The organism is Pseudomonas sp. A214, from assembly GCF_900156295.1.
Lineage (GTDB): Bacteria > Pseudomonadota > Gammaproteobacteria > Pseudomonadales > Pseudomonadaceae > Aquipseudomonas > Aquipseudomonas rhizophila.
Window position 1 is genome coordinate 5,074,880 of the sequence record NZ_LT707062.1, and the last position, 20,688, is coordinate 5,095,567.

At 61.8% G+C, this 20,688-nt stretch carries 22 protein-coding genes; 7 read left to right on the forward strand and 15 right to left on the reverse strand.

What is annotated here, in order from left to right; all coding sequences use genetic code 11:
* Nucleotides 1–206 precede the first annotated feature (206 nt).
* The 4 genes from BW979_RS22565 to BW979_RS22580 all read left to right on the forward strand — a co-directional run bounded on the left by BW979_RS22565 (nt 207) and on the right by BW979_RS22580 (nt 5,549).
* On the forward strand, nt 207–1,979 hold the full coding sequence (locus BW979_RS22565; protein WP_047226288.1) for an N-acetylglutaminylglutamine amidotransferase: 1,773 nt from the start codon (nt 207–209) through the stop codon (nt 1,977–1,979).
* A 3-nt stretch (nt 1,980–1,982) separates the two neighbouring features.
* Nucleotides 1,983–3,719, forward strand: a complete 1,737-nt coding sequence (gene ngg / locus BW979_RS22570; RefSeq protein ID WP_047226287.1) for an N-acetylglutaminylglutamine synthetase — start codon at nt 1,983–1,985, stop codon at nt 3,717–3,719.
* A gap of 189 nt (nt 3,720–3,908) precedes the next feature.
* A complete protein-coding gene (locus tag BW979_RS22575; protein WP_076385802.1) occupies nt 3,909–5,099 on the forward strand; it encodes an osmoprotectant NAGGN system M42 family peptidase in 1,191 nt (396 codons plus the stop codon).
* A 222-nt stretch (nt 5,100–5,321) separates the two neighbouring features.
* A complete protein-coding gene (locus BW979_RS22580; RefSeq protein WP_047226285.1) occupies nt 5,322–5,549 on the forward strand; it encodes a YheU family protein in 228 nt (75 codons plus the stop codon).
* Here the strand turns inward: BW979_RS22580 and csrA are convergent.
* The 3 genes from csrA to BW979_RS22595 form a co-directional block, all read right to left on the reverse strand.
* Nucleotides 5,538–5,738, reverse strand: coding sequence for a carbon storage regulator CsrA (csrA, locus tag BW979_RS22585; RefSeq protein WP_076385804.1), 201 nt, complete (start codon nt 5,736–5,738; stop codon nt 5,538–5,540). The genes BW979_RS22580 and csrA overlap by 12 nt on opposite strands.
* Before the next feature lie 151 nt (nt 5,739–5,889).
* Nucleotides 5,890–6,222, reverse strand: a complete 333-nt coding sequence (locus BW979_RS22590; RefSeq protein WP_076385806.1) for a YnfA family protein — start codon at nt 6,220–6,222, stop codon at nt 5,890–5,892.
* 57 nt (nt 6,223–6,279) lie between these two features.
* Entirely contained in the window at nt 6,280–7,095 is an 816-nt protein-coding gene (locus BW979_RS22595; protein ID WP_076385809.1) for an SDR family oxidoreductase, read from the reverse strand.
* Between the two features lie 367 nt (nt 7,096–7,462).
* Between BW979_RS22595 and BW979_RS22600 the strand changes: the two genes are divergently transcribed.
* Complete coding sequence (locus BW979_RS22600; RefSeq protein WP_018606531.1) at nt 7,463–7,615, forward strand: DUF3309 family protein; 153 nt, start codon at nt 7,463–7,465, stop codon at nt 7,613–7,615.
* Nucleotides 7,616–7,673: 58 nt separating this feature from the next.
* Here the strand turns inward: BW979_RS22600 and BW979_RS22605 are convergent, their stop codons facing one another.
* The 12 genes from BW979_RS22605 to ccmA all read right to left on the reverse strand — a co-directional run bounded on the left by BW979_RS22605 (nt 7,674) and on the right by ccmA (nt 18,485).
* On the reverse strand, nt 7,674–9,767 hold the full coding sequence (locus tag BW979_RS22605; RefSeq protein WP_076385811.1) for an LTA synthase family protein: 2,094 nt from the start codon (nt 9,765–9,767) through the stop codon (nt 7,674–7,676).
* A gap of 290 nt (nt 9,768–10,057) precedes the next feature.
* Nucleotides 10,058–10,933, reverse strand: a complete 876-nt coding sequence (speE, locus tag BW979_RS22610; RefSeq protein WP_076385812.1) for a polyamine aminopropyltransferase — start codon at nt 10,931–10,933, stop codon at nt 10,058–10,060.
* A 167-nt stretch (nt 10,934–11,100) separates the two neighbouring features.
* On the reverse strand, nt 11,101–11,508 hold the full coding sequence (locus BW979_RS22615) for a lipoprotein (protein ID WP_047226279.1): 408 nt from the start codon (nt 11,506–11,508) through the stop codon (nt 11,101–11,103).
* A 14-nt stretch (nt 11,509–11,522) separates the two neighbouring features.
* Nucleotides 11,523–12,725, reverse strand: coding sequence for a c-type cytochrome biogenesis protein CcmI (gene ccmI / locus BW979_RS22620; protein ID WP_076385814.1), 1,203 nt, complete (start codon nt 12,723–12,725; stop codon nt 11,523–11,525).
* Nucleotides 12,718–13,191: a cytochrome c-type biogenesis protein gene (locus BW979_RS22625; RefSeq protein ID WP_047226277.1), complete on the reverse strand. Its 474-nt coding sequence runs from the start codon at nt 13,189–13,191 to the stop codon at nt 12,718–12,720. Before BW979_RS22625 ends, ccmI begins: the two co-directional genes overlap by 8 nt.
* Nucleotides 13,188–13,724, reverse strand: coding sequence for a DsbE family thiol:disulfide interchange protein (locus tag BW979_RS22630; protein ID WP_047226276.1), 537 nt, complete (start codon nt 13,722–13,724; stop codon nt 13,188–13,190). The genes BW979_RS22625 and BW979_RS22630 overlap by 4 nt, the downstream gene beginning before the upstream one ends.
* Nucleotides 13,721–15,706 (reverse strand): heme lyase CcmF/NrfE family subunit, encoded by a 1,986-nt coding sequence (locus BW979_RS22635; RefSeq protein WP_076385816.1) that lies wholly within the window; start codon nt 15,704–15,706, stop codon nt 13,721–13,723. Before BW979_RS22635 ends, BW979_RS22630 begins: the two co-directional genes overlap by 4 nt.
* A 3-nt stretch (nt 15,707–15,709) precedes the next feature.
* Nucleotides 15,710–16,165, reverse strand: a complete 456-nt coding sequence (ccmE, locus tag BW979_RS22640; protein ID WP_076385818.1) for a cytochrome c maturation protein CcmE — start codon at nt 16,163–16,165, stop codon at nt 15,710–15,712.
* Nucleotides 16,162–16,338, reverse strand: coding sequence for a heme exporter protein CcmD (gene ccmD / locus BW979_RS22645; protein ID WP_007939192.1), 177 nt, complete (start codon nt 16,336–16,338; stop codon nt 16,162–16,164). Before ccmD ends, ccmE begins: the two co-directional genes overlap by 4 nt.
* Nucleotides 16,335–17,090, reverse strand: a complete 756-nt coding sequence (locus tag BW979_RS22650; protein ID WP_047226273.1) for a heme ABC transporter permease — start codon at nt 17,088–17,090, stop codon at nt 16,335–16,337. Before BW979_RS22650 ends, ccmD begins: the two co-directional genes overlap by 4 nt.
* 94 nt (nt 17,091–17,184) lie before the next feature.
* The gene (gene ccmB / locus BW979_RS22655) at nt 17,185–17,853 is read right to left on the reverse strand and encodes a heme exporter protein CcmB (protein ID WP_047226272.1); all 669 of its coding nucleotides are present in this window, start codon (nt 17,851–17,853) and stop codon (nt 17,185–17,187) included.
* Nucleotides 17,850–18,485 carry a cytochrome c biogenesis heme-transporting ATPase CcmA gene (gene ccmA, locus BW979_RS22660; protein ID WP_047226271.1) on the reverse strand — a complete coding sequence of 212 codons (636 nt, stop codon included), beginning with the start codon at nt 18,483–18,485 and terminating at the stop codon, nt 17,850–17,852. Before ccmA ends, ccmB begins: the two co-directional genes overlap by 4 nt.
* Nucleotides 18,486–18,684: 199 nt before the next feature.
* Here ccmA and fliK point away from each other — a divergent pair, with 199 nt between their 5' ends.
* Both fliK and BW979_RS22670 read left to right on the forward strand, forming a co-directional pair.
* Complete coding sequence (fliK, locus tag BW979_RS22665; protein ID WP_076385820.1) at nt 18,685–20,271, forward strand: flagellar hook-length control protein FliK; 1,587 nt, start codon at nt 18,685–18,687, stop codon at nt 20,269–20,271.
* Entirely contained in the window at nt 20,268–20,597 is a 330-nt protein-coding gene (locus BW979_RS22670; RefSeq protein ID WP_047226269.1) for an EscU/YscU/HrcU family type III secretion system export apparatus switch protein, read from the forward strand. Before fliK ends, BW979_RS22670 begins: the two co-directional genes overlap by 4 nt.
* The last annotated feature ends 91 nt before the right edge of the window (nt 20,598–20,688 follow it).

The following is a 20,688-nucleotide window of genomic DNA, read 5'->3' on the forward strand; positions in this document are numbered from 1 at the left end:
TGACTGGCACACCGCGATCGCGAGCAGGCTCGCTCCCACAGGCTGATGTTTTGCCGTGGTTTTTCAGTCGCCCGAGCGTCCCTACTTCAGCTGCTTATAACGCATTGATCTAAAACTCACACCAATCCCACCGGTCAGTTTCAAAGTACCCGCCATTTTGGCGTATGGTGTTTGACCCTCCCCAACGGAAAAACCGGTAAGGACTTATGTGCGGATTAGCTGGAGAGTTACGTTTCGATCAACAACCTGCGGACCTTGCGGCCGTAGAGCGAATCACCCATCACCTGGCTCCTCGCGGCCCCGACGCGTGGGGTTTCCACAGTCAGGGCCCCATTGCCCTGGGCCATCGGCGCCTGAAAATCATGGACTTGTCCGACGGTTCGGCCCAGCCGATGATCGACAATCAACTGGGCCTGTCCCTGGCCTTCAACGGCGCGATCTACAACTACCCTGAATTGCGCGCCGAGCTGGAAGGCCTGGGCTACGCCTTCTATTCCGGTGGCGACACCGAAGTGCTGCTCAAGGGCTACCACGCCTGGGGCGAAGCACTGTTGCCCAAGCTCAACGGCATGTTCGCCTTCGCCATCTGGGAACGCGACGCCAAGCGGCTGTTCATCGCCCGCGACCGCCTCGGTGTCAAACCGCTGTACCTGTCGCGCACCGGCCAGCGCCTGCGCTTTGCCTCGGCGTTGCCGGCGCTGCTCAAGGGCGGCGACATCAGTCCGATGCTCGACCCGGTGGCGCTGAACCATTACCTGAATTTTCATGCCGTGGTCCCGGCGCCTCGCACCCTGCTGGCCGGCGTTGAAAAGCTGCCGCCTGCCACCTGGATGCGGGTCGAAGCCGACGGCACCACCGAGCAGAAAACCTGGTGGACCCTGCCCTACGGACCACGGGCCGACGAACAGCACCTGAATCTGCAAGACTGGATCGACCGCGTGCTCGACAGCACCCGTGAAGCGGTCGCCATTCGTCAGCGTGCCGCCGTGGATGTCGGCGTGCTGCTTTCCGGCGGCGTGGACTCCAGCATGCTGGTGGGCCTGCTGCGGGAGGTCGGTGTGGAAAACCTTTCCACATTCTCCATCGGCTTCCAGGATGCCGGTGGCGAGCGCGGTGACGAGTTCCAGTATTCGGACCTGATCGCCAAGCACTACGGCACTCATCACCACCAGTTACGCATCGACGAAAAAGAAATCATCGAGCAACTGCCGGCGGCGTTTCGCGCCATGAGCGAGCCGATGGTCAGTCATGACTGCATCGCCTTCTACCTGCTGTCGCGGGAAGTGTCCAAGCATTGCAAAGTGGTGCAAAGCGGCCAGGGCGCCGATGAACTGTTCGCCGGTTACCACTGGTATCCACAAGTGGACGGCGCCAGTGACCCATACGCGGCCTATCGCGCCGCATTCTTTGATCGCAGCTACGAAGAATATGCCGCTACCGTGCAGCCCAAATGGCTGACGGCCAATGACGCGGCCGGTGATTTCGTCAAGGAACACTTCGCCCAACCGGGCGCCGACGCAGCGGTGGACAAGGCCCTGCGTCTGGACAGCACGGTGATGTTGGTGGACGACCCGGTCAAGCGCGTCGACAACATGACCATGGCCTGGGGCCTGGAAGCGCGCACGCCATTCCTGGATTACCGACTGGTGGAACTCTCGGCACGGGTCCCGGCGAAATTCAAGCTGCCCGACGGCGGCAAACAGGTCCTGAAGGAAGCCGCTCGACGGGTGATCCCTGGCGAGGTCATCGACCGTAAAAAAGGCTATTTCCCTGTACCCGGTCTCAAGCATCTGGAAGGCAACACTTTGGCCTGGGTCCGCGAACTGCTGCTGGATCCGAGCCAGGATCGCGGCCTGTTCAACCCGGCGATGCTTGATCGACTGCTGACCGACCCCAACGGCCAGCTCACCCCGTTGCGTGGCTCAAGGCTGTGGCAACTGGCGGCGCTGAACCTGTGGCTCAGCGAGCAAGGAATCTGATCGATGAAACCCCACAATCAACGCCTGCTACGGGGCCAGGCGCCCTCCTACGAACGCCTGCAGGCGCGACTGGCCGAAGACGGCAGCGAACTGGGCGCCGACCCGATCGCGGTGCACTGCGGCTGGGGCCGATTGCTGATCGGCCACACCTTCCCAGACCCGGCAAGCCTGGCCCAAGAGCTGCTCAATGAGCAATCGGGTGAGCGCGACATTGCCTTGTACGTCGCCGCCCCCCAGCAAATACTCGGGCTGGAACCGGCGCAGCTGTTTCTCGATCCATCCGACACCTTGCGCCTGTGGTTCAGCGACTATCGCCAGGCCACCCGGGTATTTCGCGGTTTCCGGATTCGCCGGGCGCAAAGCGACGCCGACTGGCAGGCGATCAACCTGCTGTATCAGGCCCGGGGCATGTTGCCCATCGATCCGCAACGACTCACGCCGCGCCATGAGGGCGGGCCGGTCTACTGGCTGGCCGAAGATGATGACACCGGCGCGGTGATCGGCAGCGTCATGGGCCTGAATCACCAGAAAGCCTTCAACGACCCGGAAAACGGCAGCAGCCTCTGGTGCCTGGCCGTGGATCCGCAGTGCTCGCGGCCCGGTGTCGGGGAGGTCCTGGTGCGCCACCTCATCGAGCACTTCATGAGCCGGGGCCTGAGTTACCTGGACCTTTCGGTGCTGCACGACAATCGCCTGGCGAAAAGTCTCTACGCCAAGCTCGGGTTCCGCAATCTTTCGACGTTCGCCATCAAACGCAAGAACTGCATTAATCAGCCGTTGTTCCTGGGGCCGGGCCCCGAGGCGCAGTTCAATCCTTATGCGCGCATCATTGTCGAAGAGGCTCACCGCCGGGGCATCGAAGTCCAGGTGGACGACGCCGAAGGTGGATTGTTTACCCTGGTCCACGGCAGCCGCCGGATCAGGTGCCGTGAATCCCTCAGCGACCTGACCAGCGCTATCAGCATGACCCTGTGCCAGAACAAAAGCCTGACCCACAAGGTGCTGAAAAACGCCGGCTTGAACTTGCCGGCCCAACAGTTGGCTGGCAACGCCGATGACAACCTGGCCTTTCTCGATGAGCACGAACGGGTAGTGGTCAAGCCACTGGACGGTGAACAGGGCCAGGGTGTCGCGGTGGATCTGCGCACGATTGAAGAGGTGCAGAGCGCGATTGAAACGGCCCGCCAGTTTGACAGCCGGGTGCTGCTGGAGAGCTTCCACGAGGGCCTGGACCTGCGCGTGCTAGTGATTGGCTTTGAAGTGGTGGCAGCGGCGATCCGGCGGCCAGCGGAGGTGATCGGCGACGGTCGGCACACCATCGGCGCGCTGATCGAAGCCCAAAGCCGCCGCCGACAAGCGGCCACGGGGGGTGAAAGCAAGATTCCCATGGACGCCGAGACGCAACGCACATTGAGCGCCGCAGGTTATGACTACGACAGTGTGCTGCCCGCCGGCAAACACCTGTTCGTACGGCGTACGGCGAACCTTCATACGGGCGGCGTGCTGGAAGATGTCACGGGCATCCTCCATCCGACCCTGACTGAAGCTGCGATACGCGCCGCGCGGGCCTTGGATATTCCCATGGTTGGCCTCGACCTGTTAGTGCCAGCGGCCGATCAGCCCGAATACGTGTTCATTGAAGCCAACGAACGCGCCGGCCTGGCCAACCACGAACCGCAACCCACTGCCGAACGCTTTGTGGATTTACTGTTTCCCCATAGTCAGGCGGTGGCCCAATAGAGGTGTAGTGCCTGGGCGGGCCTCATCGCGAGCAGGCTCGCTCCCACCCGGTGGTATGCACCGCCGCAGAAACCTTGTGGGAGCGAACCTGTTCGCGATGGCGGCTTGAAGGACACCAACCTTTCATAGGTCAGACACATTCCCTTCCTCATCGAAACCATCGATGCGCTCAACTCATCAGGAGTTTCCATGATCAGCAAAATTCCCGAACCGGATCTCGAGTACCTGCAAAAAGTCCTGCTGGAAATGCTCGCCATTCCCAGCCCCACCGGCTTCACCGACACCATCGTGCGCTACGTCGCCGAGCGGCTCGAAGAGTTGGGTATCGAGTTTGAAATGACCCGGCGCGGCACGATCCGCGCCACCCTCAAGGGCCGCAAGAGCAGCCCCGATCGGGCCGTGTCGGCTCACCTGGACACCATCGGCGCCTCGGTGCGCGCCATCAAGGACAACGGGCGCCTGACCCTGGCTCCGGTGGGTTGCTGGTCCAGCCGCTTTGCCGAGGGCAGTCGCGTCAGCCTGTTTACGGACACGGGGGTGATCCGAGGCAGCGTACTGCCGCTGATGGCGTCCGGGCATGCATTCAACACCGCCGTGGACGAAATGCCCATCAGTTGGGATCACGTCGAACTGCGCCTGGACGCCTACTGCACCACCCGCGCCGATTGCGAAACACTGGGGGTGGGCATTGGCGACTATGTGGCGTTCGATCCTTTGCCGGAGTTCACCGAGAGTGGCCATATCAGTGCTCGGCACCTGGACGATAAAGCCGGGGTCGCGGCGCTGCTGGCGGCGCTCAAGGCGATTGTCGACAGTGGCGAAGAACTGCTGATCGACTGCCACCCGCTGTTCACGATTACCGAAGAAACCGGCAGCGGCGCGGCGGCTGCGCTGCCTTGGGATGTCAGCGAGTTCGTCGGCATCGACATCGCGCCGGTCGCACCGGGCCAGCACTCGAGCGAACACGCAGTGAGCGTGGCGATGCAGGATTCCGGGGGCCCTTACGACTATCACCTGTCACGGCACTTGCTGAAGCTGGCCAGGGAAAACGAACTGCCGGCGCGCCGCGACCTGTTCCGTTATTACTTCAGCGATGCCCATTCCGCCGTCACCGCCGGCCACGATATCCGCACCGCCCTGCTGGCTTTCGGCTGCGACGCCACCCATGGCTATGAACGCACCCACATCGACAGCCTGGCCGCCCTGAGCCGCCTGCTGGGCGCCTACATTCTCAGCCCACCGGTATTCGCCAGCGACGCCCAACCGGCCCAGGGTTCGCTGGACCGCTTCAGCCATCAGCTCGAACACGATGCGCAGATGGAAAGCGATACCCGGGTGCCGTCGGTGGATAGTTTGATTGGGCAGCGGTCGGATAACTGAGCACAGTTCCAGAATCTCAGTGCCCGTCATGACGCCATCGCGAGCAGGCTCGCTCCCACAAGGAGACCTTCGTTGAGCATAAAGTTCGTGCCCGACGCAGGCACACTGTGGGAGCGAGCCTGCTCGCGATAGCGCCGCAACAGACACCGCAAGCCCCAAGCCAGGCTAGCCGCAAAAGCCCTTTGGTCGTAGCATCGCGACATTGTCTAGCCGAGGTACCCCATGCTGATCCCTTACGACCAACTCGAAGTCGACACGCTCACTCGCCTGATCGAAGATTTCGTGACCCGCGACGGCACCGACAATGGCGATGACACGCCGCTGGAGACCCGCGTATTGCGGGTCCGGCAGGCCTTGACCAAAGGCCAGGCGATGATCGTCTTCGACCCGGAAAGCGAACAGTGCCAGTTGATGCTCAAGCACGACGTGCCCAAGCATCTATTCGACTGAGCAGACCTTGCGATTGGCCAGGGCCCTTTTTTTCTGAATCTTTTCGTATATCTCGGAGCGATGAACGTCGATGTGCCGTGGCGCTTCCACGCCAAAACGAACAGTGGTGCCGTTGACCGAGAGCACTCGGACGGAAATATCATCACCGATGGAAATCAGTTCACCCACAGCGCGGCTAAGTACGAGCATGGTTCTTGTCCTTAAGAATATCTGGACCTTGACCATGCCCGCCCCGCCTGAGGTTCTCAAGAGACCCTCAAGAATTCAGTAACGCCCTACAAGCAACACTCTGGCAACTGAAGGAAACGTCCTGCAAAACCCTGTCGGATAGCGGACTTATTCAAGAGGCGGAAACCCGCGGACCGAACAGAATCACACTCGCCCCCAACACGCAGAGCGCCACCCCCACCCAGTCGGAAGTCAGCGGCCGCGCTCGCTCCACCACGGCCAGCCAGCCGATCGAGGCGATGATATAGATACCGCCATAAGCGGCGTAGGCACGACCGGCGTAGGTCGCTTCGATGCGGGTCAGCAACAGGGCGAACAGCGTAAGACTCAACAGGGCCGGCACAATCCACCAGGCGCTCTTGCCCTGGCGTAGCCACATCCAGAACGCGTAACAGCCGGCGATTTCAAACAGCGCGGCGAGAAAGAACCAAAAATAGTTGAGCATGTGAGCGTCCATCAGGAGGGCCGAATGCGGCCATCCTGAGGACGCCGGACACTCAGGTCAACTCGGGTTCTGTCGAGCCTTGGCGCGCATCTTGTCGGCCATGACGGTCATTTCGTCGTACAGCAATTGCGGATTCTTCTGCTTGATGGCCCAGGCCATGCGCCCTTGCTCGTGGGGCAGGATCATGAACTGGCCCTGGGCGACCTGTTCATAGATGTAATCGGCAATCTCGGCAGCGCTGATCGGCGAGCTTTCCAGCAGCTTGCCGACCTGGGCTTTCATTGCCGGCGTCGGGCCGCGGAAGGAGTCCAGCAGGTTGGTCTGGAAAAACGACGGGCACACCACATGCACACCGATTTCCTGCTGTGCCAGCTCGATCAACAGGCTTTCCGACAGCGCCACCACACCAGCCTTGGCCACGTTGTAGTTGCTCATGGCCGGGCCCTGCATCAGGGCGGCCATGGAGGCGATGTTGATGATCTTGCCGCGGCTTTTTTCCAGCAACGGCAAGAACGCCTTGCAACCCTTGACCACGCCCATCAGGTTGATCGCGATCTGCCAGTCCCAATCCTCCAGGGACAGTTCACTGAAGAACCCACCCGAGGCCACACCGGCATTGTTGACGATGATGTCGATGCCACCGAGCTTCTCTTCGCAGGCCTGGGCAAACGCCGTCAGTTGGCTGTAGTCGCGCACGTCGCAGCGCTGGACAAAACCGTCGCCGCCAGCGTCACGCACCAACCTGAGGGTTTCCTGAAGGCCCGGCTCACTGACATCCGACAAGGCCAGGCGCCAGCCTTCGCGGGCCCAGCGCAGCGCGATTTCGCGACCCAGGCCAGAACCGGCACCGGTAATCATCATGCGATTTTGCATAGGAAACAGCCTTGTTGTTCCGGGAGAGATGCGCCGAGTGTAGCGAAGGACCCCGCCGCACCCACGCTCCATCAGAGTGCTGAATGGCGAGGGCAAACCTTAATAGGTTTTGAGGGGAACAACCCAGTGGAACCGCCTGTGGGAGCAAAGCTTGCTCGCGATCGGCGCGACGCAGTTCTGGAAGATGGTGTCGTTTGCAGCGCGAGCCCGCTTTGCTCCCGAAGACGGGTTCTTTCACGCCTCAAAAAGACTTTGAATTTTTTACAGGACGTTACGGTCGTACTTATTAAGCCGCCCGGATTTAACGCATGCGTGCTGGTAGTTGAAAGTTGCATCACTCCAGAACTGACCAATAAGGAAATCAACAATGGGCACAATACTCATCATTATCCTGATCCTCCTGCTGATCGGTGGCCTGCCGGTCTTCCCGCACTCTAGAAGTTGGGGTTACGGTCCGTCCGGAATCATCGGTGTCGTACTGGTAGTGCTGTTGATCCTGCTATTACTGGGCAAGATATGAACCACTAAGTGACAAAAAAAGAGGCCCGTTAAGGCCTCTTTTTTATGGGCGGAACTTCTCAGTCCGGAACACCTTGTGTCACGCCGGCGGTGTTATCCAGCAGGCTCTTGGTGGCGGTTTGCAGAAACGCCTCCAGCTTGAGTTTCATTTCGAGAGCCTGCGGCGCGTCGGAGATGACATCCGCGCGTGGCTGGGCACCCAGTTGGTAGCGGTACAGCTTCGGCGCCATTTCCTTTTCCCTTGGCAGTACCAGAATTTTGTCGTCGCGGATTATCGCCGTGGTCTGATCACTGCCCGACGGTTTGATCACGCCAAATCCGCTGTCGCCTGGCGGCAGGTTCAACAGATCGCGGCCCCAGCACTGGTTACGCACTTGCCCGCCGATCCGGCCCATGATGGTCGGGACGATATCGACCTGCGTGCCCACGGTGTGGTTGCGCTGGCCGAACTTTTCCTGGATACCCGGGCCGATCAACAGCATCGGTACGTTGAAACGGCCCAAGTCCATTTCGGTAATCTGGCGCTCGTTACCAAAGCCGTGGTCTCCGACGATGACAAACAGCGTCTCCTTGAAATAAGGCTCCTTGCGGGCCTTTTCGAAGAACTGACCCAGCGCCCAATCGGAATAACGCATGGCAGTCAGGTGCGCATTCAGGCTGCCACGGTCAGTGACCGGTTCCACCGGCAACGGTGTCGGCAGCGCATACGGCGTGTGGTTGGACAGGGTCTGCAGCAACGCATAGAACGGTTTGCCGTTTTCCCGTGCCTTGAGTTCGATCAGGCTGCGGTCGAACATATCCTGGTCGGACACGCCCCAGGTGGGGTCGGAGAACACCGGGTTCACATAATCATTGCGCCCGATGAACGTGGTCATACCTTGGCCGCTGAAGAAACCCGACTGGTTGTCCCAGGCGAAATCACCGTTGTAGACATACACGTCGTCGTAGTTGCGGGCACTGAGCAGTTGCGGCAGCCCCGAAAACTTGTGGCTGCCTTCAGGTGTCTGCATCAGATACTCGAAGCCCGGCAGGTTCGGGAAGCAGGCCATGGTGGCGAACATGCCCTGATGGGTGTGGGTACCATTGGAGAAGAAGCGGTCAAACAGCAGACCTTCCTTGGACAGTTTGTCCAGATAAGGCGTGATATTGCCCGGCGCGCCCAAGGCACCTACCGAGTGCCCCGCCATGCTTTCCATGAGAATCACTACCACGTTCTTGATCGGCAAAGTCTTGTCGGCCGGTGGCGTGTAGTCGCGACGTACGGCGGCGGTGTCTGCATCGACCAGTTTGTCGTCGGGCATCACCAGCATGTCCCGCACCGTCTGCTGGGCCAGCGGTTGCTCGAGGGTGGCTTTCCAGATGTTGTCGCGGTGTTCGGACATCCGGCTCTTGGCCGCGGCCACCAGTGACAACGTGCCATTAAGGCCCAACTGGTTGGCAAAGTTCGAATCGGTGGTGTAGACGTCACCCCAGCGCAGCGGCGGCCCCTGGCGCAAGGTACCCCGGGCGGCGCCCACGGCCACGACCAAGCAGACCATGAACACCGCGACACGCCCGTACCACGGAGCCACCTGGCGTGTGCCAATGGTGCCGCCACTGAACGGCCCGCGCGGTCGAGTCGCGCGGTCGGCGCCCTTGAACGCCATCGTGAGGATCAGCGTGCCCACGACCCACGCCAACAGGTAGCGCACCACCGGGAACCCATACCAGAGCATGCTCATCACGGTTTTCGGGTCTTCCTGCACATACTGGAAGACCAGGCCGTTGAGACGCTGGTGAAACTCGCGGTAGAAGTCCATCTCCATCAGACCGAGGAACAGCGCGATGCTGGCGGTCACGGTCAGCCAGAAACGAAAAAAACCACGAGCCGCCATGGCCCGCGCGCTGAACAAGGCCAGCAGCAGCGGAATACACAGATAGACCACCAGACGCAGGTCAAAACGCAGACCGTTGACGAACGCCTCGACGAAGGTCGAGGCCGGGGTGTCGAGGATCATTTCGCGGTTGTAGACCAGTAGCGCAACGCGCAACAGGCTGAACATGATCATCATCACCAAGGCACAGAGCAACGTGTAGGCCAGGTGAGATTTGACGGTCGGTTGCAGCAGGCGATGCGTGGTGCGTTGCTGACTCAGGGCGTCCGGGATTGCCATGTCGTGTAAGGACCTAATGGGGTTGAGGGCGAATAGAACAACGGCGCGTCCTATGCCGACCATCACCCGGGTCCCTGGGTCTGCGCGAGTGCGCGAGCGTTGAATGAATGGCTGAGCATCGCCATTCATTCACCGACGGCAACAGGCGCCGGGATTGTCCGCAAGGTCCTGTGAAAATTTTGTTCAATGACTATTCGCAAACACAAAAAACTCCGGATTGCCCGATGAGTCTGTGTCGAACCTCTCTGTGGTCAGGGGATATAACCCCCGCCACAGCTTGGGAGTCCTGATCAGTCGTTGCTTGGCTTGTTGATCGCCTGCAAGACGTACTGCGGCATGGCGAACGCGCCGATGTGAACTTCAGGGTTGTAGTAGCGGGTAACAATGCCGCTGCCAATGAAGCGCTCACGCAGGGTCTCGCGGGTCAGCTTGCGATAGGCAGTATCCGTCGAGCCCCAGGCGAAAGTCATGGCGCCGCCAATGTAGGTCGGCACGGCGGCCTGGTAGAAATGCCAGTCGGCAAACAGGCCACGCAGACGCCCGGCAGTGGTTTGTACTTCGCCCAGTTGCATGAACGGCGTGCCGTTCTGGGTCACCAGAATGCCGCCTTCGTTCAGGCAGCGATGACAGGCCTGGTAGAAGTTTTCCGAAAACAGCACTTCACCCGGGCCGATCGGGTCGGTGGAGTCGGAGATGATGACGTCGAACTTCTCCTGGGTGGTGGAGACGAAACGCATGCCGTCATCGATCACCAGGTTCAGGCGCGGGTCGTCGTAGGCGCCCTTGGAGTGGTTGGGCAGGAACGCCTTGCACATGTCCACCACGGTGCCGTCGATTTCCACCATGGTGATGTGCTCAACGCCCAGGTGCTTGGTCACTTCACGCAACATGCCGCCGTCGCCACCGCCGATGATCAACACGCGTTTGGCCGCGCCGTGGGCGAGGATCGGTACGTGGGTCAGCATTTCGTGGTAGATGAATTCATCGGCTTCGGTGGTCTGGATCACGCCATCCAGCGCCATCACCCGGCCCATGCGCGGGTTCTCGAAAATCACCAGGTGCTGGTGCTCGGTGCGCACTTCGTGCAGCAGCTTGTCCATCCGAAAACGCTGGCCGTAGCCTTCGTAGAGGGTTTCCAGGTAGTCGCCGGTCGGGGTAGTCGTCATGGTCAGGTGCTCCGATAAATACGCGGTTGGCCGGTGAAGGCTCGCAAAGGCGCGCATTCTACGACGCCGGGCATGACAGGTCGAACCTTGAACTCATCACCGGCCAAACTGCGTAGTAGCTGTCGAGCCCAGCCGGGGCGAGCCGGTTCGCCACAGGCTGGTCTCTCTTAGTGGAATTGACGCCCCAACCCCGCCGGAACGCCTTCGATGGTGGTTTCTTCCCACGGCCCGTTCGGGCTGATGGAGCGGCTCCAGCCGTTGCTCCAGCGGTAATAGGTGCGCTGGCGATAGAAGGTGTTGGTGTGGTTGTCCAGCACATAGACCCCAAGTTTGGCGTCCCAGTGGCTATTGCCGCCGGGTGGTGGGGCGAAGCTGGCGGAAGTACGAGGCAACGGCTTGGCCGGTGTGTTCGGCGTGACGGGCTTGCTTGGGGCGGTCGACGGCCCCGGCTTGGTGGCCGGGCCTGAAGACGGGATGGGAGGCAGCGGCGCCGACGGCTGCGGCGGACGCTGGACCGCACAAGCACTCAGGCCCAGGACGAGCGTGAGCAGGGTGATACGAGCGATGGCGGTCATGGTGCGAATTCCTGTTATTTATCCGGGCTGTCGATAGTCAGTTGTTGCTGCGCCGTGGTGCTGCTCGCCAGAGGCTTGCTGCGGCCGATCCATTCACCGGCGGTCGGTTGACCGGCCCGGGAAATGCGCGCCACCAGTTGGACTTCAGGGAAGTTCGACAGTTTCAGTTGCGGCATCATGGCGTCCGCGTCGCCCAGTTCCACGGTAACAGGCAGATCAGCGACGGTCAGGCGCTTGGCCGCCAGCGGCGCCGGCGGGCCGGAAGCGGCGCGGGCAAAGATGAACACGCTGTCGCCCGGCTGCACCTTGGCCTTGAGCGCTGGCGCCAGCTCGACGCGCACCTTGAGCAATGCCGCAGCCTTGCTCACTGGCGCTTGGGCGACCTTGCCGCCGCTGGCCTCAAGCTTCTCGGTGGCGCGGCTGATACCGCCCTGCAGCGCCTCACGGGACTTGTCGCCTTCCGGCAGTTGCGCGAGCAGGCGGCCCCAATAATCAATGGCTTGCTGATAACGCTCGCCTTCGAACGCGGCGATTCCCAGCAGGCCCAGGCTGGTGACTTCCTTGGGATCGAGCTTGAGCGCTTCGTCGGTCAGGGCCTGGACCTTGTCCGACCATTTCTTGCCATCGGCGAAATACTGCGCCTGAGCCCATTGCCCGAGCAGCTCGGGTTGCCGGCCGGCCACCACCACGGTGCGCTCGAAGATCTTCGCCGCATCCGCCGGTCGGTCCTGGGCCATGTAGGTGCGACCGAGGAAATACAAGCCCTCGGCGTTATCCGGTTGCGCGGCCACCGCGCGCTCCAGGCGCAGGGTCATTTCTTCCATCGACTGCGGTGCCTGGGCGAACTCACGGGTCAGCTCGACCTTGTCGCTGGCGCCGAAATGCAGATACAGCCCCAGGCCCAACACCGGCACCAGCACGGCGGCGAGTAACGGCAACGGTTTCCCCAAGCGAGACTCGCGCGGCGCATCGGCGCCTTCGGTGTCGGCGAGCAGTTCACGCGCGGCTTCGGCGCGGCCGGTGTCCAGTTGCGCGGCGTTCAGCACGCCCTCTTCCTGCTCGGCCTGCAACTCGGCGACGCGCTCCTGGTACAGCGCTACGTTGAGCGCGGTGCGGTCCTCTTCGCGCTGGGCGCGGCGACCGCGCAATACAGGGATCAACAGAAAACTCAGGGCAACCAGGAGAAGCAGACCTGCGGCGAGCCAGAAATCAATCATGCTTGGTTTTATCCAACAGTTGGTCGAGGCGCTGGCGCTCTTCGACAGAAAGCGTGTCCGGGGCAGCCGTGCGCTGGACCCGGCGGCGGCGCACAATCACCGCGATGACAACGAAACCACCGAACAACAGCCCGGCGGGGCCAAACCAGAGCAGCGCGGTCTTGGAGGTCAAGGCCGGGTTGTAGCGCACGAACTCCCCATAGCGGTCCACCATGAAATCGATGATCTGCTGGTTGTCCTTGCCTTCGCCGAGCATGCGGAAAATTTCCTTGCGCAGGTCGGCGGCAATCGGTGCGTTGGAATCGGCGATGTCCTGGTTCTGACACTTGGGGCAGCGCAGCTCCTTGGTCAATTCACGAAACCGCTCGCGCTCGCCCTCGTTGGCGAATTCATAGGTATCGATGGCGGCGTGGGCCACGCCAGCCAGGCTCACCCCGAGGATGAGGGCTGCTAACCAGCGCTTCATGGCTTGGCCTCGTCGACCAGCGCCTGATACTTGGCGGCCAGCTTCTCGCGCCAGACCTGTTCGTCGATCACGCCGACGAACTTGTCGCGGATGACACCCTTGGCGTCGATGAAAAAAGTTTCCGGCGCCCCGTAGACGCCCAGGTTCAGGCCCAGGGAGCCCTCTTCATCGCGGATATCCAGTTGATACGGGTTATGGAATTCGGCCAGCCACTTCAAAGCATCGGCGTTGACGTCCTTGTAATTGACGCCGTAGATCACCACGCCATTCTGGGCCAGTTTGTTCAATACCGGATGTTCAACCCGGCAGGAAATGCACCAGGTGCCCCAGACATTGACCAGTGCCGGTTTACCCAACAGGTCCGCCCGCGTCAGTGTCTTGTCGCCCTGCACCGACGGCAGGGAAAACTCAGGGAACGGCTTGCCGATCATCGCCGAGGGCAATTCGGCCGGGTTCAGGTAGAGCCCCCGGTACAAAAACACCGCCATCAACAAAAACAGCGCCAGCGGCAACAGCATCAACCAACGTTTCATGCAGGGGCTCCCGTCATGCCCAGGGTTTCACGCACCCGGGTTTTTACCTTGACCCGATAACGACGATCCAAGGCCGCCAGCACGCCACCCAGGCCGGTCAGCAAGCCGCCGAACCAGATCCAGCGCACGAACGGCTTGACGTGGACCCGCACAGCCCACGCGCCATCGCCCAGGGACTCACCCAGCGCTACATAGAGGTCGCGGGTGAAACCGGCATCGATCCCGGCTTCGGTCATCACCGAATTCTGCACGGTGTAGAGGCGCTTTTCCGGATGCAGCACGCTCACTTCCTGGCCGTCGCGGAGCACCCGCACGGTACCTTTGTCGGAAGTGAAGTTCGGGCCTTCGTAATGTTTGGCACCCTCGAAGACAAACTGATAGCCACCCAGATCCATGGACTCTCCGGGCGCCAGGCGCAGGTCGCGCTCGGCGCTGTTCTGGCTGGACAGCACCACGCCCAAGGCGCAGACCGCGATACCCAGGTGGGCGAGCTGCATGCCCCAGTAGCTGCGGGTCAGGGTTGGCAGGCCCTTGATCAAGCCCTTGTGGCGGGTCTTGTCGAAGATATCCCTGACCCCGGCCAGCAACACCCAGGCCGCCAGCACGAAGGTCGCCAGCACCGCCCAGTTGAAATCGCCATACGCGATCCCGGCGATGACGGCCAGGGCAGCAGTGCCCAGCAGCACGGGCGTCAGCATGCCCATCAGCCATTTGACCGGTGTGTCTTTCCAGCGCACCAGCATGCCGACAGCCATCACCACCATCAGGATCGCCATCAGCGGAATGAACAAGGCATTGAAGTACGGCGGGCCGACCGACAGCTTGGCGCCGGTCAGCGCATCGAGCACCAACGGGTACAACGTGCCCAGCAGGATCATCGACGCGGCAACCACCAGTACCAGGTTGTTGCCCAGCAGCAGGGTTTCCCGGGACCAGAGGTTGAAGCCGACCTGGCTTTTCACCACCGGCGCGCGCACAGCGAACAGCGTCAGAGAGCCGCCGACCACGAACAGCAGGAACATCAGGATGAACACCCCACGCTCAGGGTCAGAGGCAAAGGCATGCACCGAAGTCAGTACGCCGGACCGCACCAGGAAGGTTCCCAGCAGGCTCAGGGAGAATGCGGCGATGGCCAGCAGCACCGTCCAGCTCTTGAACACGCCACGTTTTTCGGTGACGGCCAGGGAGTGGATCAGCGCGGTGCCCACCAGCCAGGGCATGAAGGAGGCGTTTTCCACCGGGTCCCAGAACCACCAGCCACCCCAGCCCAGTTCGTAGTAGGCCCACCACGAACCCAGGGTGATGCCAATGCCCAGGAAGGCCCAGGCGACGATGGTCCAGGGACGCGACCAGCGCGCCCAGGCGGCATCGAGACGACCGCCCAGCAACGCGGCAATGGCGAAGGCGAAGGCCACGGAGAATCCAACGTAGCCCATGTAGAGCATCGGCGGGTGAACGATCAGGCCGATGTCCTGCAGCAACGGGTTGAGGTCGCGACCGTCCATCGGCACCTGGGGCAGGATGCGCTCGAACGGATTGGAGGTAATGATCAGGAATAACAGGAAACCGATGCTGATCATCCCCATCACCGCCAGCACCCGGGCCAGCATTACCTGGGGCAACTGCCGGGAGAACACCGAGACCGCGAAGGTCCAGCCGGCGAGGATCAACGCCCAGAGCAACAGAGACCCTTCATGGGCGCCCCACACCGCGCTGAACTTGTAGTACCAAGGCAAGGCGCTGTTGGAGTTGCCAGCAACGTAGGCCACGGAGAAATCATCAGCCATGAACGCGTAGGTCAGGCAACCAAAGGCGAACAACATGAAGGCGAACTGCCCCCAAGCCGCCGGCTGGGCCAGGCTCATCCACAAACGATCGCCACGCCAGGCACCGAGTAAAGGCACTACCGCTTGAACGATGGAGAAACACAAGGCCAGGATCATCGCTAGGTGACCCAGCTCGGGAATAAACAGACCGGTCATCGATCAACCCTCCTTCACGGGAGCGGGCGCCGACTGGCCGCTGTCTTTCAAAGCCTTGGTCACTTCCGGCGGCATGTATTTTTCGTCGTGCTTGGCCAGGACTTCATCGGCCACCACCACGCCTTCGGCATTGAGCTTGCCCAGGGCGACGATGCCCTGCCCTTCGCGAAACAGGTCCGGCAGGATGCCACGATAGGTGATGGTCACGGTCTTGTTGAAATCAGTGACGTTGAATTTCACGTCCAGCGAGTCCCCGGAACGCTCCAGGGACCCCTCCTCCACCATGCCGCCGGCACGAATGCGCGTGTCCTTGGGTGCTTCGCCGTTGGCAATCTGGGTCGGGGTGTAAAACAGGTTGATGTTCTGTTGCAAGGCGCTCAGGGCCAAGCCGACTGCGGCGCCGACCCCCACCAGGATGGCAAGAATGATGACAAGACGTTTTTTGCGCAGCGGATTCACTGACCATTCTCCCGGCGCAGACGACGCGCCTCTTGTTGCAGATACCGCTTGCGGGCCAGGATCGGCGCCGCCACGTTGAGGGCCAGCACCGCCAGGCAGATGCCATAGGCGGACCAGACATACAGGCCGTGATGGCCCATGGCGAGAAAATCGCCGAATGATGCAAAACTCATCGAGCGGCCTCCAGGCTGTTCTGTACTTCGGCCTTCACCCAACTGGCCCGGGACTCGCGCTTGAGCACTTCCAGGCGCATGCGCAGCAGCAGCACCGCGCCGAAGAAACAGTAGAAACCCAGCACGGTGAGCAACAGCGGCAGCCACATTTGCACAGGCATCGCCGGTTTTTCGGTGAGGGTGAAGGTCGCGCCCTGGTGCAGGGTGTTCCACCAGTCCACCGAGTACTTGATGATCGGGATGTTGATCACGCCGACAATCGCCAGTACCGCGCAGGCCTTGGCGGCGCTGTCACGATTGCTGATGGCGTTGCCCAGCGCAATAAGACCGAAGTACAGAAACAGCAGGATCAGCATCGACGTCAGTCGGGCATCCCAGACCCACCATGAGCCCCAGGTCGGCTTGCCCCAGATCGCCCCGGTGACCAGCGCTACGGCGGTCATCCAGGCTCCGATGGGCGCGGCGCATTGCAGGGCCACGTCCGCCAGTTTCATCTTCCACACCAGCCCGACCACGCCGCACACCGCCAGCATCACGTAGATGGACTGGGCCAACAGCGCCGTGGGAACGTGAATGTAGATGATGCGAAAGCTGTTGCCCTGCTGGTAGTCCGGCGGTGCGAAGGCCAGGCCCCAGACCACGCCGATGCCGATCAGCAGCAGTGCGGCGATGCTCAACCAGGGCAGCAGTTTGCCGCTGATGCCGTAGAACCACTTGGGTGAGCCGAGCTTATGAAACCAGGTCCAGTTCATTGCTGTTTCCATCACGGTTGCGACCCGTCATTACGAGTCGCCAGGTCTGCCTTTACTTCAAAAGAAGTGGTCAGTTCTTGACCAGGCCTCATTATTATTCGCCGACGCTGATTTTCAGGCCAGCGGCTATTGCAAAGGGTGTCAGGGTTATCGCCAGGGCGGTCAGGCTCCCAAGCCACAGCAGATAACCGGTTGCCGGCATGCCTTGCAGCGCGGCTTGCAAGGCGCCACTGCCGAGGATCAACACCGGGATATACAGCGGCAGGATCAGCAGCGCCAACAACAGGCCGCCGCGCTTCAACCCCACCGTCAACGCCGCGCCGACTGCGCCGAGCAGGCTCAACACCGGCGTGCCCAGCAACAGCGATACCAACAATACCGGCATGCAGGCAGCGGGCAAGCCCAGCATCATTGCCAGCAGCGGCGAGAGCAGCACCAGTGCCAGGCCGGAAAAAACCCAGTGTGCCAGTACCTTGGCCAAAACCAGAAGGGCCAGGGGGTGCGACGAAAGGACCCACTGCTCCAGGGATCCGTCTTCGAAATCACTGCGGAAAAGCCCGTCCAGCGAGAGCAGGACCGATAAAAGGGCCGCCACCCAGACCAGCCCCGGCGACAAGGTTTGCAACAATTGAGTCCCGGGACCGACCGCCAGCGGGAACAGTGCGATGACAATCGCGAAGAACACCAGCGGATTGGCCAGTTCGGCCGGACGGCGGAACAACAGGCGCGCCTCGCGGGCAAGCAGCAGGCCAAACACACTCATACAGCCCAGTTCCCAAGATCGATGTTGCGATAACCGGATGGCATCCGCGCCAATGTGTGGTGAGTGGTCAACAGCACCATGCCCCCCCTCTCGCAGTGCCCGGCCAGGTGCTCCTCGAGCTGCGCCACGCCCTGCTTGTCCAGGGCGGTGAACGGCTCGTCGAGAATCCACAGCGGCGGGCTGTCGAGATATAACCGGGCCAGGGCCACGCGGCGCTGCTGGCCGGCGGACAGGGTGTGGCACGGCACGTCTTCGAAGCCGCGCAGGCCCACCGTCGCCAGCGCCTGCCAGATCGCCTCGCGCCCGGCCGGTCGATGCAGCGCGCAGAGCCAACTGAGGTTTTCTTCAGGCGTCAGCAAATCCTTGATGCCAGCGGCATGGCCGATCCAGAGCAGATTGCGGGCCAGTTCGCTGCGCTGGCTGTGCAACGGCTGGCCATTGAGCAGCACTTGGCCGGCGGTCGGCTGCATCAACCCGGCCAACAGGCGCAACAGGCTGGTCTTGCCACTGCCGTTGGGACCGCTGATCTGCACCATATCGCCAGGCGAGAGTCTCAATTGGAGATTCTCGAAAAGCAGCCGCAAATCTCGCTCACAGGCGAGGCCAACGGTTTGCAGGAGAGGACTGGTCAAGGGATAGCGGGCCTTATACGGTTCAAGTCGGCAATGCAGCGGCCGTTAAAGAGGTGCAGCATAGATGCTTTGGCGGCCGGTTCCACAGAGCTGCGTCAAACAATTGCAAGGTTTTCGCCACTCCCTGAAAGACCGGCGGCATTATACATGTCATGCCCCAGGGGGCGTGCTCAATTAGTTTCCCAAGGTAAGACCGCAGATGACAGGCGACATGAACATCCCGCCGTTGCCTCAGGCCTCGGCAACAACCCGTATGCCGGCGGTCACGGGCGAGCTGCTCAAATTGCTGACGCCGGTCGAAGGCCTGATCGGTGCGGGCCAGACCGCCAAGGCCGAGGTGTTGTCGCTCAAGCAGGCGGAACAGACCTTCCAGCTGTTGCTCAAGGTCACCCTGGAGAGCGGTCGCCAAACCACCGTGCAAGCCACCAGCACCCAGCCATTGCCCCAAGGCACCAGCCTGGCCGTGACTCAGCCGTCCGCCAGCAACCTGGCGATTACCGTGCAGCAGGCCATCGCCTCGAGCGTCGCCACCCTGACCCGTATCGACACGGCACAGATGCCGGTCGGCACGCTGCTGCAAGGCAAGGTACTGACCAGCCAGGCGTTGCCGCAGTTGCCGGGGCAACCCGCGGTGTACCGGTCGCTGGTGAGCCTGCTCAACACCGCCCAGGCCGGAAGTACCCTGGACATCGACAGCCCGCAACCGCTGCGCATCGGCACGCTATTGAGCGCTCAGGTACAAGACGCCCAAACCTTGAAATTTGTCCCCTTGAGCAACCGCCAGGAACAACTGGCGGTGAGCCAGCAACTGGTCACGCAGATGAGCCGCCAGGGCTCGTTGGACAGCCTGGTCACCGCGCTGCAAAACACCGCGCTGCAAAAGCTTCCGGCCAGCGACGACACTGGCGCCGAGTTGCGCGCTGCGGTGACACGCCTGTTGGCGGGCCTGCCCGACATCCAGCAACTGAGCACACCCAAGGGCCTGGCCCAGGCCATGGCCGCCAGCGGCGCGTTCCTGGAAAGCAAACTGCTGGCCGGGCAAGTACCGAGCCTGGCGCCAGACATGAAGGGCGATCTGCTGAAACTGATCGCCCAACTGACCCCGGCCCTGCCCGCCTCAACCAACCTCGCCGCCATCATCGCCGCCAACACCTTGGCCCAGGCGCTACCCAGCTTCGTGCGTAACGCCCTCGGCACCCTCGGCCAGGTCAGCGTCAAGCCGCAACCCACCAGTTTCCCCCTGCCCTCGCGCCTGTTGAAAGGCCAGGACGATGAAGGCGACCTGGAACAGTTGTTGCGCCTGGCCGCCGCCGCCGTGTCGCGCCTGCAAAGCCATCAATTGTCGAGCCTGGAACAGACGGGCCTGACCGACGACGGTCGATTGATGAGCACCTGGCAGTTGGAAATCCCCATGCGCAACCTGCAGGACATCGTGCCGCTGCAGGTCAAGTTCCAGCGCGAGGAAACCCCGCCCCGGGAGGAGTCACCGGAACGCCGTGAAGAACGCGAGCCGAAACAGCAGCTCTGGCGGGTCGAGCTGGCGTTCGACATGGAGCCACTGGGGCCGCTGCAGATTCAGGCTCAGTTGCTCAGCGGCAGCCTGTCGAGCCAGCTATGGGCAGAGCGGCCGTACACCGCCAGCCTGATCGAAAACAATCTGACCGCGCTGCGTGAACGCCTGGTGACCTGCGGCCTGAACGTTGGCGACCTGGATTGCCACCTCGGCACCCCGCCCCAAGGCCCCAAGACGCGACTGGAACAACGCTGGGTGGACGAAACCGCATGACAACCGACACCGCACCACGCCAGGCCATCGCCCTCAAGTACGACGGCCTCCACGCCCCGACCCTCACCGCCAAGGGCGACGAAGCCCTTGCCGAGGAAATCCTGCGGATCGCCCGCGAAAGCGAAGTGCCGATCTATGAAAACGCTGAATTGGTGAAGCTGTTGGCGCGGATGGAACTGGGCGACAGCATCCCGGAAGAGTTGTATCGCACCATTGCCGAAATCATTGCCTTTGCCTGGAACTTGAAAGGCAAATTCCCCCAGGGCTATGACCCGAACGCGCCAAGTGTCGAGAAGGATGTGACCGATCGCGGCGACGATTATTGATCACTGCGATGCTGTTCCTGTGGCGAGGGGATTTATCCCCGCTGGGTTGCGTAGCAACCCCAAAAAAAGCGACTCATTTTCTCTGACTCGC

Coding starts and splice junctions, on each gene's coding strand:
- BW979_RS22565 (WP_047226288.1), top strand. CDS start 207: ATGTGCGGATTAGCTGGAGAGTTACGTTTCGATCAACAACCTGCGGAC.
- ngg (WP_047226287.1), top strand. CDS start 1,983: ATGAAACCCCACAATCAACGCCTGCTACGGGGCCAGGCGCCCTCCTAC.
- BW979_RS22575 (WP_076385802.1), top strand. CDS start 3,909: ATGATCAGCAAAATTCCCGAACCGGATCTCGAGTACCTGCAAAAAGTC.
- BW979_RS22580 (WP_047226285.1), top strand. CDS start 5,322: ATGCTGATCCCTTACGACCAACTCGAAGTCGACACGCTCACTCGCCTG.
- csrA (WP_076385804.1), bottom strand. CDS start 5,738: ATGCTCGTACTTAGCCGCGCTGTGGGTGAACTGATTTCCATCGGTGAT.
- BW979_RS22590 (WP_076385806.1), bottom strand. CDS start 6,222: ATGCTCAACTATTTTTGGTTCTTTCTCGCCGCGCTGTTTGAAATCGCC.
- BW979_RS22595 (WP_076385809.1), bottom strand. CDS start 7,095: ATGCAAAATCGCATGATGATTACCGGTGCCGGTTCTGGCCTGGGTCGC.
- BW979_RS22600 (WP_018606531.1), top strand. CDS start 7,463: ATGGGCACAATACTCATCATTATCCTGATCCTCCTGCTGATCGGTGGC.
- BW979_RS22605 (WP_076385811.1), bottom strand. CDS start 9,767: ATGGCAATCCCGGACGCCCTGAGTCAGCAACGCACCACGCATCGCCTG.
- speE (WP_076385812.1), bottom strand. CDS start 10,933: ATGACGACTACCCCGACCGGCGACTACCTGGAAACCCTCTACGAAGGC.
- BW979_RS22615 (WP_047226279.1), bottom strand. CDS start 11,508: ATGACCGCCATCGCTCGTATCACCCTGCTCACGCTCGTCCTGGGCCTG.
- ccmI (WP_076385814.1), bottom strand. CDS start 12,725: ATGATTGATTTCTGGCTCGCCGCAGGTCTGCTTCTCCTGGTTGCCCTG.
- BW979_RS22625 (WP_047226277.1), bottom strand. CDS start 13,191: ATGAAGCGCTGGTTAGCAGCCCTCATCCTCGGGGTGAGCCTGGCTGGC.
- BW979_RS22630 (WP_047226276.1), bottom strand. CDS start 13,724: ATGAAACGTTGGTTGATGCTGTTGCCGCTGGCGCTGTTTTTGTTGATG.
- BW979_RS22635 (WP_076385816.1), bottom strand. CDS start 15,706: ATGACCGGTCTGTTTATTCCCGAGCTGGGTCACCTAGCGATGATCCTG.
- ccmD (WP_007939192.1), bottom strand. CDS start 16,338: ATGAGTTTTGCATCATTCGGCGATTTTCTCGCCATGGGCCATCACGGC.
- BW979_RS22650 (WP_047226273.1), bottom strand. CDS start 17,090: ATGAACTGGACCTGGTTTCATAAGCTCGGCTCACCCAAGTGGTTCTAC.
- ccmB (WP_047226272.1), bottom strand. CDS start 17,853: ATGAGTGTGTTTGGCCTGCTGCTTGCCCGCGAGGCGCGCCTGTTGTTC.
- fliK (WP_076385820.1), top strand. CDS start 18,685: ATGACAGGCGACATGAACATCCCGCCGTTGCCTCAGGCCTCGGCAACA.
- BW979_RS22670 (WP_047226269.1), top strand. CDS start 20,268: ATGACAACCGACACCGCACCACGCCAGGCCATCGCCCTCAAGTACGAC.